Genomic DNA, 14,075 nt, shown 5'->3' with positions numbered 1-14,075 from the left:
CGGCAGCATGCAGCCTGCCGAAGCGCAGCAGCGTGGAGGCGCCGCAACGGTCGCAACGATCGGCGAGCCCAACACGCTCGATCCTATGGTCTCCGCGGGCGATCTGCTTGGCATGATCACGCAGCACTTTTACGAGACGCTCTACACCTTCGACAAGAACTGGGAACTGACGCCGCTCCTGGCTGAAAAGCTCCCGGAAGTCTCGGCCGACGGCAAGGTCTATACCATCCCGCTGCGTCAGGGGGTGACATTCCACAACAGTCAGCCGATGACCGCGAAAGACGTGGTGGCATCGCTCAAGCGCTGGACCGATCTCGCCTCGCGCGGCAAGCTGGTCGCCGGCAACATCCAGGCAATCGAGGCTATCGACGACAACACGGTACGCCTGACCCTCAAGGAGCCCTTCGCAGCCCTGACGGCCCTGCTCGCGTTCAACAATTCGGCTGCAGTCGTAATGCCGGCCGATCACATGGAAAATCCCATCAAGGAGGTCATTGGCACTGGTCCCTATCGGTTGAAGGAGCGCAAAGCCGATCAATACATTCAGCTCGTGCGCTTCGATGGCTACAAGCCGCGGGAAGGTGAACCCAACGGATTCGGCGGGGCCCGCAAGCAGTATCTCGATGAGATCCGCTTTGTACCCGTCCCGGATGCCAATACCCGCGTCGAGGGTGCGCTCGCCGGCCAGTTCGACTATGCCGACCTGCTGCCGGTCGAGGCCTACGATCGTCTAAGGGGTCAGTCGAAGACTGAGCCGTTGATGCTCGAATCCTTTGGTTGGGCCATGTTCATCATGAACAACAAGCAGGGAATGATGACCAAGCTGGACCTTCGCAAGGCCGTCCAGGCGGCCCTCAACGCGGAGGACATGCTGGCGGCGGCCTTCGGTAAGCCGGAATTCTACTCGGTCGACGGCGCCATGTACCCGAAGAGTTATGTCTGGCGCACGGAAGTCGGTACGGAAGCCTACAACCAGGGCGATGCCGACAAGGCGGCCGCCCTCGCCAAGAAGGCCGGCTATGACGGGTCGCCAATCCGCATCCTGACGAGCCGCCAGTATGAATTCCATTACAAGATGGCACAGGTTGCAGCCGAATATCTGAAAGCGGCGGGCTTCAAGGTGGACCTGCAGGTCGTGGATTGGGCAACGCTCGTTCAGCGTCGCGCTGAGCCGGCCGTGTGGGATATCTTCATCACGCACAGCCCCTTCCTGCCCGAGCCGGCGCTCATCGCGCCTCTGCCGGACACCTACCCAGGCTGGTGGGCGAGCGAGACCAAGAACAAGCTTCTGACAGCATTCAACACCGAGATGGATCAGAAGAAGCGCATCGCGATCTGGGCCGACATCCAGAAGCTGATCTACGAGGAAGTGCCCTTCTACAAGGTCGGCGACTTCAACGCCCTTACGGCAAAGTCTCCGCGACTTCAGGGCTTCACCGCGTCACCATGGCCTTATTTCTGGAACGCATCCTTGAAGCAGTAACATGAGGGAGGTGGGCGGCGTCTGAAACGCCGCCCACCTCCCTGCACAATCAGGAGCCTGGCAGCCATGACCCGCTACGTGATCCGGCGCTTCCTCGGCATGATTGCAGTGATGTTCACAGTCGTGACGATCGTCTTCGTCATAGTGCGCGTCGCTCCCGGCGATCCCGCCGCCGTCATGCTGGGGCCCGACGCAACAGCCGCCGACATCGCAACTTTGCGCGAGAAATTGGGGCTCGACCGGCCTCTCATCCTTCAATATCTCTACTTTCTCGGCCAATTGCTTCGAGGCGACCTTGGCCAGTCGATCTTCCTCAACATGCCCGTGCTCAGCGCCCTTGCCGAACGCGCCGAGCCCACGTTCTTCCTGACCCTGTTCTCGATCCTGATCGCTAGCGCCATCGCGCTGCCGGTGGGTATTCTGGCGGCCTACAAGCGCGGCTCATTGTTCGATCAAGTCGCCACGACGCTTGCCATGCTTGCCGCGAGCATCCCGAGCTTCTGGCTTGGCCTTATATTCATCCAGGTCTTTGCCGTCCGGTTCAGCTGGTTCCCCGTGTCGGGCTACGGCGGCCCCGATGCCTCCTTCATAGTACGGCTGTCCCACCTCATTCTGCCCGCAACAACGCTCGGAATCGTAAGTTCAGCGCTAATCACCCGCTTCACGCGGGCGTCTATGCTCGACGTGCTCAACGATGACTATGTCAGAACGGCTCGCTCGAAAGGCATGGGTGAGTTTCAAGTCGTGATGAAGCACGCCTTCAAGAACGCACTCATCCCGGTGCTAACCGTGATCGGCCTAACGGCGGCGCTTCTCGTTTCCGGCGCCGTCGTAACCGAAACCGTCTTCAGTCTGCCGGGTGTCGGCAATCTCGTCGTTTCCGCCGTGCTGCGCCGGGATTATCCTGTCATTCAGGGCGCGCTTCTCGTCATCGCAGCCCTCTATGTGCTGATCAACTTTGTCATCGACATGCTTTATTTGGTCGTCGACCCACGGGTGCGTTACTGATGGCTGTCACCTCGTCTCCTGCGATTGCTGGGCGTCCAGGCCTCGTGAGCCTCGTCTTCCAGCGCAAATCACTCCTGATCGGTTTGGTCGTGCTTGGAGCTATCACTGTTTTCGCGGTGCTGGCCCCGCTGATCGCGCCCTATGCTCCTAACAGGCTCTCGGTGGTCAACCGCTTGCAACCACCGAGCGGGCGGTGGTGGTTCGGCACCGACGAATTCGGCCGCGACATCTTCAGCCGGACGATTTATGCGGGACAATTGTCGCTTCTTGTCGGGGCAGCCGCGACCTTGCTCGCGGCTGCCATTGGTATCACGCTCGGCCTCGTTGCGGGCTTTTTCCGTAAGGCTGACGGGATTGTCGCGCGGATCATCGATGCCATGATGGCTTTTCCGGACATCCTGCTGGCGATCTCGCTCGTCGCTGCACTTGGCCCCTCCCTGGCTACGGTCATTGTCGCACTCGGCATCGTCTATGCACCGCGCCTCGCCCGCATCGTACGCGCATCCACACTCATCATCCGCGAACTGCCCTACATTGAGGCCGCGAGGGCTCTCGGTGTTCCAACGTGGCGGATCATGCTCCGCCACGTCCTGCGCAATCTCGTTTCGCCTATTCTCGTGCAGGCGACCTTCATCTTCGCCTACGCCATGCTGGCAGAGGCGAGCCTGTCCTTCCTCGGAGTCGGCGTGAGCCCGGAGGTCCCGACCTGGGGCACCATGATCGCTGCTGGCCGGCAATATGTAGGAAGTGCAGACTGGATGACTCTATTTCCGGGGATTGCCATTGTGCTCGCCGTGTTGTCGCTGCAACTCGTTGGCGATGGCCTGCGCGATCTTCTCGACCCGCGCCTGAGAAAGGATCTCTGAGCGATGGTTATAACAGCTTCCTCAGGAGTGGGGACCGGTGCCGCTCTGGCGCTCCCTCCTCACGTTCAGCTCAAGGTCGAGGACCTGCAGACCTATTTTATTCAGGGCGCTAGTACAGTGAAATCGGTCGATGGCGTCAGCTTTTCGCTGAGCCGGGGGCAAACGCTCGCGGTCGTCGGCGAATCGGGATCGGGAAAGTCGGTGACGAGCCTCACGATCATGCGGCTGCTCGCCCATCCAGGCCGCATCGTCGGCGGCCGTGTGCTCTACCGGTTGCGCGGAGGCGACGTGGTCGACCTCGCGCAGCTGCCCGAAAAGCGCATGCGTGCCATCAGGGGCCGCGAGATTGCGATGATTTTTCAGGAACCGATGACGAGCCTGAACCCGCTATTTACCGTCGGCGATCAGATCATGGAAATGATCCTCCTGCATGAGTCTGTGTCCCGGGACGAGGCAAGAGTCAGGGCCAAGCGCATGCTGGAACTCGTCGAGATTCCGGCGCCGGAGCGCCGGCTCGATCAATACCCGCACGAAATGTCGGGCGGCATGCGCCAGCGCGTCATGATCGCCCTCGCGCTTTCGTGCAACCCTTCGCTGCTCATTGCCGACGAACCGACGACCGCCCTCGACGTCACCATCCAAGCCCAGATCCTGGATTTGTTGCGCCGTCTCCAGAAGGAGATCGGCATGAGCATCCTGTTCATCACGCACAATCTCGGCGTTGTGGCCGAGATCGCTCACGAGGTCGTCGTGATGTATGCAGGCCGGGTGGTCGAGCAAGGACTGGTGCTCAACGTTTTCGAACGTCCGCGCCACCCCTATACACGCGGCCTCCTCGCCTGCATCCCGGATGTGCGGCGCGACCGTACCGAGGGGGGTGGCCGACGCCTGCTAAACGCCATCCCAGGCAACGTCCCGAGCGCACTCGACCTGCCGACGGGCTGTGCTTTTGCCCCGCGCTGCCCGTTGGTCGTGGACCGCTGTCGTGAGCTGCCACCGCTTATCCCCGTGTCCGAAGATCACCTGTCGCGGTGCTGGAGGTACGACGACCTATGACCAACGCGAGTGAACCTAACGACGGCGCCCTTTTGTCGGTTCGTAACCTCGAGAAACAGTTTCCGACCAGCAGCGGCACTGTGCGTGCCTTGTCGGACGTCTCTTTCGACGTGCGTCGTGGCTGCATCCTCGGCATTGTGGGAGAGTCGGGTTCAGGCAAGACGACAGCTGGGCGCTGCATTCTCCGGCTCATAGAACCATCCGGGGGCGAGGCCATTTTCGATGGCGTCGACCTGTTCAAGCTGTCGGAAAAGGAGCTGCGCGCCTATCGTAGGCGCCTGCAGATCATCTTTCAGGACCCCTATTCCAGCCTCAATCCGCGCATGCGCGTCGGAGACATCATCGGCGAGGCCATCGACACCCACCGCCTTGCCAGGGGCGCAGCACGCGAGGAGCGCATAGCGCAGTTGCTTGGCCGCGTCGGCTTAAGGCCGGAGCACGCGCGTCGCTATCCGCACGAATTCTCCGGGGGCCAGCGTCAGCGCATCGGTATCGCCCGCGCACTCGCCGTGGAGCCCGAACTGATCATCGCCGACGAACCGGTGTCCGCCCTCGACGTATCCGTTCAGGCGCAGGTACTGAACCTGATGCAAGAGTTGCAGCAGCAGCTCGGTTTGACGATGGTGTTCATTTCGCACGACCTGTCAGTCGTCGAGTATCTTTGCGATGATATCGTTGTTCTCTACCTCGGGCGTATCATGGAGATGGGACCCGCCCAGGAGGTCTATGCCAATCCACGTCATCCCTATACCCAGGTGCTTCTGTCGGCTGTGCCTGTTGCCGATCCCCGCGCCAAGCGTGATCGCATTATTCTAAAAGGTGATATCCCGAGCCCGCTCAACCCACCTTCAGGCTGCGTGTTCCGCACGCGCTGTCCCTATGCCGTACAGGCCTGCGCGGAAATCGTGCCCCCGCGGGAGGACGTCTCACGAGACCACAGCGTTGCGTGTATCCGGCAGGCAGAACTCGCCGGACAACGTGAGTTCGAAAACCAGGAGAACCTCTTGTGATACCCTGTGGTCACGTCGCTCATAGGATGGCCCTAAGCGATCCTCGCGACCAAAGCGTGAGACCATCGGGTCAGGAAGGCTTCTCGCCTGCTGGAGAAGGTCCCCGCCCATACCCTCTCGGCCGCATTGTAGAGCCCGTCGACGTGGCGAATGCGGCAGTATTTCTCGCATCGCCTTTGGCGGCCCGAATTACGGGAGTCGCCCTGCCGGTGGTTGGCGGCCTCACGGCCGGCAACCTGCCCTTCGTCCGAGCGATCTCGTGAGAGGAATTCCCGATGGCCAAGATTCATGAACTCGATACCCCTGTCGTCCTGATCGACATCGACCGCGTTGAAGTCAATTTGAAACGCGCTCAGGATTATGCCGATGCGAACGGCGTGAAGCTGCGCCCCCACATCAAGACGCACAAACTGCCGCAATTTGCCAAGAGGCAGATGGAGCTCGGCGCCATCGGGATTACCTGCCAGAAAATCGGCGAGGCCGAAGTGATGGTCGACGCCGGTCTTAGGGACATTCTTCTGCCCTACAACTTTCTCGGTGAGCCCAAGTTGAAACGCCTTCTGGCGCTCGCCAAGCGCGCGGCTCTCAAGGTTACTGCAGACAGTATCACCACCATCGACGGATATTCGCGAACATTCTCTGAATCCGGCATCACCCTCCCCGTGCTTGTGGAATGTGACACGGGCGGAGCGCGGGCAGGCGTGCAGACGCCCGAGGAGGCGCTTGCCCTTGCTCGTTACATCAATGCGTCCGACGGACTGCGCTTTGCTGGCTTAATGACCTATCCAGCCAAAGGCGCAACAGCGCAGGCGAATGCGTGGCTCGCACGCGCCACCGTTCTATTAAGGGAAGCCGGCCTTGCGCCGGAGATCGTCTCGACGGGCGGGACGCCGGACCTCTGGCACAGCGGCGAAAACGGTGCGGCCACCGAGTACCGTCCCGGCACCTACATCTATCTTGACCGGTTCCAGGTTCATGAGGGCGTCGGCGGCTTTGAGGACTGCGCCCTGTCGGTTCTCGCGACTGTGGTGTCGCGCCCGACCAACACGCGTGCAATCCTCGATGCAGGCTCGAAGACGCTCACCAGCGACACTTTGGGCCTTCAGGGCTTCGGCCGCATCGTCGAATACCCCGACGCCGTGATTGCCTCCTTGAGCGAGGAGCACGGCACCGTCGATCTGACACGCTCGACGGCAAAGCCCCGGGTCGGCGATATGGTCCGCATCATTCCCAACCACGCCTGCCCCGTGTCAAATCTCTTCGACGAGGTGACGCTCGTGCGCGGCGATGACGTCGTCGGCACGGTTCCCGTCGCCGCGCGCGGCAAGGTTGCCTGACGTGTCTCCACCTGCCCTGGTCCGACGCGTTGTCTGGAGATCCCATCGTGGTATCCCGCGCCCCAACGCCAATCCGATGCCGACCGGCGCGAGGTCTGGACTAGGTTGGTCGGGCGCGACGTTAGCGCGTTTTTCGCGGCTGGCCGGTTGCTGAAAAATCACGGGTTTCGCCGAATACATGCCCCTCCCGATAGGCAAGGCCAGAGGCTGAAACGTTAGGACCACACTCCCCTTTTGTGCTATCGAGGATACAATGACGCAGAACTGGCTTATCCGGAACGCCCGGATCATTGACGGAACAGGATCTCCCTGGTTTCGGGGTGACGTGCATGTGGTAGACGGACGGATCGCCGCCGTTGGCTCGCATCTCGCAGCAGGAACAAAGACGACCATCATCAATGCCCAGGACCGCTATCTTGCGCCGGGGTTCATCGATGCTCATTGCCATGACGATCTGATCTGCATTCGCGAACCGAACCGACCTGAAAAGGCGCTACAGGGCGTCACCACTGTGGTCGTCGGCAACTGCAGCTTCTCTCTTTATCCGGCTCGGGAACGATCCCGGGAGGACCTGCGCAAGCATTTCGCGGGACTGCTCGGGCAATTGGCGCCTGAGGAGATCTTCGATGACTTCTCGGACTATCGTGAGCGTCTTCATCAAGGCGTCGCCATTAATGTCGTCTCGCTAGTCGGCCACGCAGCCCTGCGGCTGGCAGTCATGGGCTATGACCGGCGCCCGCCGACACCAGACGAGATTGCGGCCATGGAGAGCCTGCTCGATCGGCAGCTTGAGCAGGGTGCCATCGGCCTCTCTCTCGGGCTGGTCTATCCCCCGAGCGCCTTCGCCGATCTCGACGAGCTGGTGGCGCTAGCGAAGGTAGTGAAGGCGCGCGGACGGCTGATGACCGCGCATGTGCGCAGCTATGAAGACCAGCTCGTGCCCGCGATCGAAGAGTTCATCGAGATTCTCCGGCTGTCCGGTGCGGCTGGTCTCCTCTCGCATCTTCAATCGGCTGGGCGACCCAACTGGGGGCAGATTCCTCGCACTCTGGAAGCTCTCGAAGCCGCACGGAAGGAAGGGATCGACATCAGCTTCGATATGTACCCCTATCCGGCCGGCAGCACCTATCTCCTGCAGCTTCTTCCCCCAGCCGCGCTCGAAGGCGGCCTCGATCAGCTCAAGCAGAGGCTGCGCGATCCCGAAATTGGGCCTGTCCTGCGCCGCTGGGTCGAGAATGGCGGCCCGGCTTTCCATGGCCAGAGCAAACTTTCCCTGATCGGCTGGGACAATGTGCGCATTTCGGGCGTCAACAACCCCGGGCTCAAGCATCTTGAGGGCCTGAGCATGCGAGCGGCGGCCGAGCGCGAGACGACTGCACCCTACGACCTTCTCATTCGCCTTGTCGAAGAGGATGATGGGCAAACAGGCGTCATTCTTTTTCAGCTAGACGAGAGCGATCTGCATGCGGCCTGTTGCCATCGTCTGCACATGGTCGGGTCGGACGGCCTGCCTCGCCCCGGCACGAAACCGCACCCGCGTGCCTTCGGCACCTTCCCTCGGATCGTTGGCCCGTTGCGTCGCGACAAGGGCTGGTTTTCCCTCGAGGATGCCGTACGGCGCATGACGTCGATTGCCGCGCAACGCTTTTCGCTTCTGGATCGCGGATTGGTCCGGCCGGACATGATGGCCGACATCGTTCTCTTCGAAGAGAGTGTCGCGGACCGCGCCACCTTCGACGAACCTACGCTGATGCCTGTTGGCATCAGCCATGTCTGGGTCAATGGCGAAGCCATCATCCAAGACGGTGCGCCGACTGGAGCTCAACCCGGTCGCATGCTTCCAGTTCTGTCGTGAGAGGTGTCAGCGCGGGGGGTGATATCAAAGGTCTGCAAAGGGTCATTCTCTGCCGATCCCCTCCTCCTCAGGAACGTCCGCTGTTCCTGCCCTGACATTCGTCTTACTTCCGAAAAGTGCCATTTCTTGACGTTACCGGTAGACAGGCCAAATCCATAATGGAGCTGGCAAGTGCATGATGAGGCAGGCCGGAATTCTCCGGCCTGCCTCCGGACCTCAGCGCAGTGCTGGCGACAGTGCGTCACGAAGCGACTTCGGGGCGCGGCCTGCGAGACGTTCCACGTCGCCTGTCACGATGTCGAATGCTCCCGCCGCAAAGTCGTTCTGGATGCTCACCCACGTGTTGATGACACTCTCCGGTAGTCCTGCCTTCGCCATTCCTCCTCGCAGCGCATCCGCCGGGACCGCGACAAAGCCAAGTGGCTTGCCAGTGATCTCAGAGATCAGGGCGGCCCGCTCCGCACCTGTGTAGGCCCTGTCACCCGTGGCGTTGTAGATCGCGCCCGCGTGTCCCTGACCGAGCAGGATGCCCGCTGCCGCAGCAGCGATGTCATCGCGGGTGACAAATGCCACGCGGTTCTCGGCAACCCCGGTGAGCGCTCCCGATCCCACAGCAGAGGCCACCTCCATGGCAAGCGCCTCGGCATAGTAGTTCATGCGAAGGATGGTCCAGCGAGGAGCATTCTTGATCAGGTACTGCTCGCCCACCCAGTAGGAGGCGCCGATGTTCGGCTCCTCCTGCTCACGTGTGCCAGCGGCCGACATGAAGATGATGTGCTTCACGCCTGCCGCGATGGCTGCCTTGATGGCCGCAACGTTCTGCTCACCCCGCTTGCCGGGACGCTGATCTGAGGTGGGGATCAGAAGCAGGCGGTCGAGGCCGGAATAGGCTTGGGCCAGGGTGTCCGGCTGGTCGTAGTCACCAACACGCCCTTCCACGCCCGAGCCAGCCCTTTCAGGGGGGCACTATTGCAGCAACTTGAAAGGGGCATAGCGAACGCCGTCGAGCGGGTCATTCAGGCTGCAAGACCGAAGAGCTGATTGACGAGACGGACTTCGCCTGTCGCCTGACGCTTCCGCTGGATGCAGTGACCGCGGCGGATCATGCGCATTGTTTCAAAACCCGTCAGGGTCGCGGCGGCGGTTTTCATCGTTTGGAAGCCGCGCGTCGGCCGAATTATCCGCTTGAACGCGCCGTGATCTGCCTCAATGATGTTATTCAAATATTTCGAGGTGCGGTGTTCAACATTCTTCGATAGCAGCCCTTCGCCCTGCAAGCGCCGGATGGCCTTTGGATACGAAGCCAATTTGTCGGTCGTGATGGATGAGGGAGGATAGCCGCTCATGGCCTTTAGAGCTTTGCGCAGGAAGCGATAAGCCGCTCCAGCATCCCGCCGATTGGACAGCATGAAGGCAATCAGCCGACCATGTTTATCAACCGCTCGAAACAAGTATTGCCAGCGTCCGCCAACTCGTACATAGGTCTCATCCACCCGCCATGAGCCTGAACGATGCCCCTGGTATGGTCGCACCCGCTTCTCAATCTCTGGGGCATAGCGCTGGACCCAACGAAAGATCGTGCTTGGATTGACGCTGACCCCGCGCTCGGACATCATTTCGGCGAGATCGCGATAGCTGATCCCGTACTTGCAGTACCAGCGCACGCACAGCAGGATGATCGCGACGGGAAAACGGCGGCGCTTGAACAGAGACAACAGAACGATTCTTCGATTGGCTATCCCTCGCTACACGACCACGGTTAATGCAACGGTGCCATGTTGACGCCATCGCCCAGCAGATCATCGCCCTCGACCACAACGTCACCGAGGTTGATCCCGATGCGGAAGACGATGCGGCGCTCGGATGGGACGCTGTCTTGCTGATCCGCCACACCCTTCTGCACGGCGACCGCGCAGGCCACAGCGTCAACGACCGAACCAAACTCTGCGAGCGCCCCATCACCCATCAACTTGACGATGCGCCCATGATGCTCGGCCAGGAGCGGATCAATGACCTCGCGGCGGAGCGTCTTTAGGGCCGCCAGGGTGCCCGCCTCGTCTTGTTCCACGAGGTGAGAGTACCCGACGACGTGGGCGGCCAGGATCGCTGCCAACCGCCGCTCAACCCATGCTGTCGCCATGGCTGCTTCTCCTTCAGGAGATCTGCCGGCTGAAGTCGGTGTCAGTGGACCGCTTGGTCCTTGACCAAGCGACCGTCGTCACACAGCCCGATCATGATACCATCGGGACATTCTGGAGGCGACGGTCTGACGGTCGACCATCTTAGGGGGATCGTGACCTATGCTGCCTCAGCGCCAAAGTCGGCTCAGGGTCATCCTCTGCCGATCTCTCGACCTCCAGGAGCGTCCGATGTTCGTCGTGAGAGCAGACTCTGGGCCTACGTCCGAGAGGTGCCAAGACCTGCCGTTCGGACAGTGAGCTTGCGACGTATGCTCCGATTTGTTCGCAGGTCGCAGCGCGGGCAATGGCTTCCCCCGCCGATGCCCTGGGGGTAGGCTTCAGACGTTAGGTTGAACCGCTTCATGGAGCGCTCAATGGAGCGCAAGCTGGTGACCATCGTGTGCGCTGATGTGGCGGGCTACTCGCGGCTGATCGGGCTCGACGAGGAGGGTACGATCGCACGCCTAAAGGCGTCCCGCCGAGCCCTAATCGACCCGGCCATCGCCCGGCATGGCGGGCGGCTCGTCAAGACCATGGGTGATGGCCTGCTGGTCGAATTCGCCAGTCCCGTCGAGGCCGTGCGCTGCGCGGCCGAGCTCCAGCTCGCCATGGCTAGTCGCGAGACATCGTTCCCGGAGGAGCACCGCATCCGGTTCCGGATCGGCATCAATCTGGGCGACGTGGTCATCGAGGATGGCGATGTCCTGGGTGACGGCGTCAACATCGCCGCGCGCCTGCAAGCCTTGGCTGATGTTGGCGGCATCTGCGTCTCGCGCTCGATTCGTGATCAGGTTCGTGACCGGCTGCCCGTCGAGTTCGAGGACCTGGGGGAGCAGAGCGTGCGCAACATCGCCCGGCCGGTCCGGTGCTATCGGGTTCACTTCGACGCCTACACGGCTAACGCCTCGTCCGAGGCACCAGACAGGCGGCGCTGGCTCGTTCCTGTCGCCGCGGCGGTAGCCCTCGTAGTTCTCGGCGGCACCGGTTTCTTTCTTGCCAGGAACCAAGGCCCGTCTAAGCCATCCACCACCCCTGTCGCAGCAGCGGCACCGAACACCGTGGGAGCCGATCCGAGCCGCACCGCATCCCGCCTGTCCCTAGTCGTGCTCCCCTTTGACAATTTGAGCGGCGACCCGGACCAAGAGTACTTCGCCGACGGCCTCACGGAGGACCTCACGGCGGACCTGTCACGCATCGACGGCAGCTTCGTCATCGCGCGCAATACCGCCTTCACCTACAAGAACAAGCCCGTCGACATCCGGCAGATCGGCCGCGACCTCAGCGTGCGCTACGTGCTCGAGGGCAGCGTCCGACGCAGCAGCAGCCTAGTGCGGGTCAATGCCCAGCTCATCGACGCCGAGACAGGGGCTCACCTATGGGCGGAGCGGTTCGACCGTCCGCGCGCCGACCTGATCGAGATGCAGAACGAGATCACGGCGGGGATTGCCTCCGCGCTCAGGGTCAAGCTCATTGACATTGAGAGCCGCCGCGGCCAGCGGGAGCGCCCCGTCAATCCCGATTCGACGGATTTGGCTATGCGCGGCTGGGCGCTGATCTACGCGAGCCAGACGAGGGATAACAATGCGGCGGCGCGACGCCTGTTCGAGGAGGCCCTGAAGGTGGATCCCCACGTGGTCATTGCTCTCACGGGCCTAGGCTTCACGCACATCCGGGACGTGCTCAACCGCTGGACGGATGCGCCTGCGGACCCGTTGCAGAAGGCTGACGAACTGATCGCCCAGGCCATTGTCCTAAAGCCCGACGATGCCGCGGCTCACCAGTACAAGGCGCTGCTGCGTCGGGCACAGCGGCGTAGCGCGGAGGCCATTGCGGCGGCCGAGCGGGCCGTGAGCCTGAACCGCAACCTGGCCGTCCCCTACACCGAGATGGGGTGGAACTATGCTCTCCTCGGCCAACCAGAGAAGACGGAAGGGTACGTGCGGCAAGGCATCCGCCTCAGCCCGCGCGATCCGTTCCTGGTGTACTGGCTGCTGTACATCGGCGGGGCACAACTGCACCTGGGGCAGGACGAGGCCGCCGTCGAGACAATCCAGCAGGCAATCGATGCCGATCCGGGCTTTCCGAGCTCATATGGCTGGCTGGCGGCGGCCTACGTGTTCACGGGGCGCGAAGCGGAAGCGCGTGAACCGATGGTGAGATGGCTGCGGGCCGTGCCCGGGATGACGCTGACCCGCTACAAGGCCCTGGAACAATCCGATCATCCGGCCTACGTGGCCCAGCGGTCGCGGATCTACGCGGCATGGCGCAAGCTGGGCATGCCGGAGTGAACTCGACCGAACGTGTCAGTTGGCGATCCATGGAATGTCCGGATCGGGTCAATGTGTAACGTTGAGCGGATTGGATGAAGGTCCGCTTATCCCACCTATGCGGAAGTTCGGCTTACTTCGGCTCAGTGCCATAACAAGACATTCGTTTGCGGCGCGTGCAGTCGGGCTTCGCCGTAGACCCGCGGCTTCAAACACCGTGCCTTGCTCAGGATGATCAGCGAGTGCCGTTATCGGAGCGACCCGACGCCTGCAAGCCCGCCGCCATGGCAACCTGCACCAGCTCAGGCAGGCTTTGTGCCCCTAGGCGCTCCATGATGCGGGCCCGGTGAGCCTCAACCGTGCGGGGGCTGATCCCGAGGTCTCGGGCAATCGTCTTGTTGGTGCCGCCAGCCAGCAGCCCATCCAGCACCTCCCGCTCACGGACAGACAAAGCGGCGATGCCCGCGCGCACGAAGTCCGCTGCCCGATCCCGTTCCACCCGGTCCTGGATCGACGCAAGCGCAGACGCCACCGCCTCCATCAATTGGTCTGGACGATACGGCACATCTAAGAAATCGGCCGCTCCCGCCTTCATGGCCTGAACCCCAAACAACACATTGCCGCCGGCTTCGCCGACAACGATAATTGGCAAGGCCAAGCGACGTCCCTTCAGCCCTCTGGGTAACATCAGTTCGTCGGGGTCGGACCCGTGAATTCTCAGCACCACGCAGCCTGGCACCACCACGGGTGCGACGTCGAGGAAGGCTTGGGCGGATACGAACCTGTTCACTTGGTAGCCTGCCTCCTGAAGCCGAAGCGACAGCTCACGTCGGGAGGTTTCATCAGTGTCCACCAGGTACACCATCGAGCCGTCATGTTGCGTGACATCCCGGGCAATGCCGGCCACCCGCCGAACCCTTCCATGCTGGTCAAAGATGGCAAACACTGTGGCATGGATCCGACGCATGCTGCCATCGGGCCGAACAATGCGATACTCGTGATCGACAGTTTCA

At 61.9% G+C, this 14,075-nt stretch carries 12 protein-coding genes and 1 pseudogene; 9 read left to right on the top strand and 4 right to left on the bottom strand.

From position 1 onward, the window contains the following. The first annotated feature begins 7 nt into the window (after positions 1-7). The 8 genes from DRB19_RS05085 to DRB19_RS05050 all read left to right on the top strand — a co-directional run bounded on the left by DRB19_RS05085 (position 8) and on the right by DRB19_RS05050 (position 8,615). Entirely contained in the window at positions 8-1,483 is a 1,476-nt protein-coding gene (locus DRB19_RS05085) for an ABC transporter substrate-binding protein (protein ID WP_373867405.1), read from the top strand. A 66-nt stretch (positions 1,484-1,549) separates the two neighbouring features. Beyond that, positions 1,550-2,491: an ABC transporter permease gene (locus tag DRB19_RS05080; protein ID WP_162815589.1), complete on the top strand. Its 942-nt coding sequence runs from the start codon at positions 1,550-1,552 to the stop codon at positions 2,489-2,491. Then, positions 2,491-3,357 (top strand): ABC transporter permease, encoded by an 867-nt coding sequence (locus tag DRB19_RS05075; RefSeq protein WP_114184962.1) that lies wholly within the window; start codon positions 2,491-2,493, stop codon positions 3,355-3,357. Before DRB19_RS05080 ends, DRB19_RS05075 begins: the two co-directional genes overlap by 1 nt. Positions 3,358-3,360: 3 nt before the next feature. Next, on the top strand, positions 3,361-4,413 hold the full coding sequence (locus DRB19_RS05070; RefSeq protein ID WP_114184961.1) for an ABC transporter ATP-binding protein: 1,053 nt from the start codon (positions 3,361-3,363) through the stop codon (positions 4,411-4,413). Next, the gene (locus DRB19_RS05065; RefSeq protein WP_114184960.1) at positions 4,410-5,423 is read left to right on the top strand and encodes an ABC transporter ATP-binding protein; all 1,014 of its coding nucleotides are present in this window, start codon (positions 4,410-4,412) and stop codon (positions 5,421-5,423) included. Before DRB19_RS05070 ends, DRB19_RS05065 begins: the two co-directional genes overlap by 4 nt. A 56-nt stretch (positions 5,424-5,479) precedes the next feature. After that, positions 5,480-5,686: an SDR family oxidoreductase gene (locus DRB19_RS05060; protein WP_245439283.1), complete on the top strand. Its 207-nt coding sequence runs from the start codon at positions 5,480-5,482 to the stop codon at positions 5,684-5,686. Between the two features lie 12 nt (positions 5,687-5,698). Continuing rightward, positions 5,699-6,760, top strand: coding sequence for a D-TA family PLP-dependent enzyme (locus DRB19_RS05055; protein WP_114184958.1), 1,062 nt, complete (start codon positions 5,699-5,701; stop codon positions 6,758-6,760). 253 nt (positions 6,761-7,013) lie between these two features. Beyond that, positions 7,014-8,615: an N-acyl-D-amino-acid deacylase family protein gene (locus tag DRB19_RS05050; protein ID WP_114184957.1), complete on the top strand. Its 1,602-nt coding sequence runs from the start codon at positions 7,014-7,016 to the stop codon at positions 8,613-8,615. A gap of 216 nt (positions 8,616-8,831) precedes the next feature. On the opposite strand, the gene DRB19_RS05045 is transcribed toward DRB19_RS05050, so the two are convergent. The 3 genes and pseudogenes from DRB19_RS05045 to DRB19_RS05035 all read right to left on the bottom strand — a co-directional run. Continuing rightward, a complete protein-coding gene (locus tag DRB19_RS05045; protein WP_114184956.1) occupies positions 8,832-9,554 on the bottom strand; it encodes an NAD(P)H-binding protein in 723 nt (240 codons plus the stop codon). A gap of 77 nt (positions 9,555-9,631) precedes the next feature. Then, positions 9,632-10,330: an IS6 family transposase gene (locus tag DRB19_RS05040; RefSeq protein ID WP_114184955.1), complete on the bottom strand. Its 699-nt coding sequence runs from the start codon at positions 10,328-10,330 to the stop codon at positions 9,632-9,634. A gap of 56 nt (positions 10,331-10,386) precedes the next feature. Further along, positions 10,387-10,755, bottom strand: a pseudogene (locus DRB19_RS05035) (adenylate/guanylate cyclase domain-containing protein); the annotation flags it as partial. Between the two features lie 414 nt (positions 10,756-11,169). Between DRB19_RS05035 and DRB19_RS05030 the strand changes: the two are divergent. Continuing rightward, positions 11,170-13,083 carry an adenylate/guanylate cyclase domain-containing protein gene (locus tag DRB19_RS05030; RefSeq protein WP_162815588.1) on the top strand — a complete coding sequence of 638 codons (1,914 nt, stop codon included), beginning with the start codon at positions 11,170-11,172 and terminating at the stop codon, positions 13,081-13,083. 214 nt (positions 13,084-13,297) lie between these two features. Here DRB19_RS05030 and DRB19_RS05025 read toward each other — a convergent pair. After that, positions 13,298-14,075 (bottom strand): LuxR C-terminal-related transcriptional regulator (locus DRB19_RS05025; RefSeq protein ID WP_114184953.1); only part of this gene is annotated, 778 nt, incomplete at its 5' end.

This window comes from Microvirga aerophila, assembly GCF_003332305.1.
Taxonomy (GTDB): domain Bacteria; phylum Pseudomonadota; class Alphaproteobacteria; order Rhizobiales; family Beijerinckiaceae; genus Microvirga; species Microvirga aerophila.
Note: the sequence above shows the minus strand (reverse complement) of the source record. Positions and strands in the feature narration are given on the sequence as shown.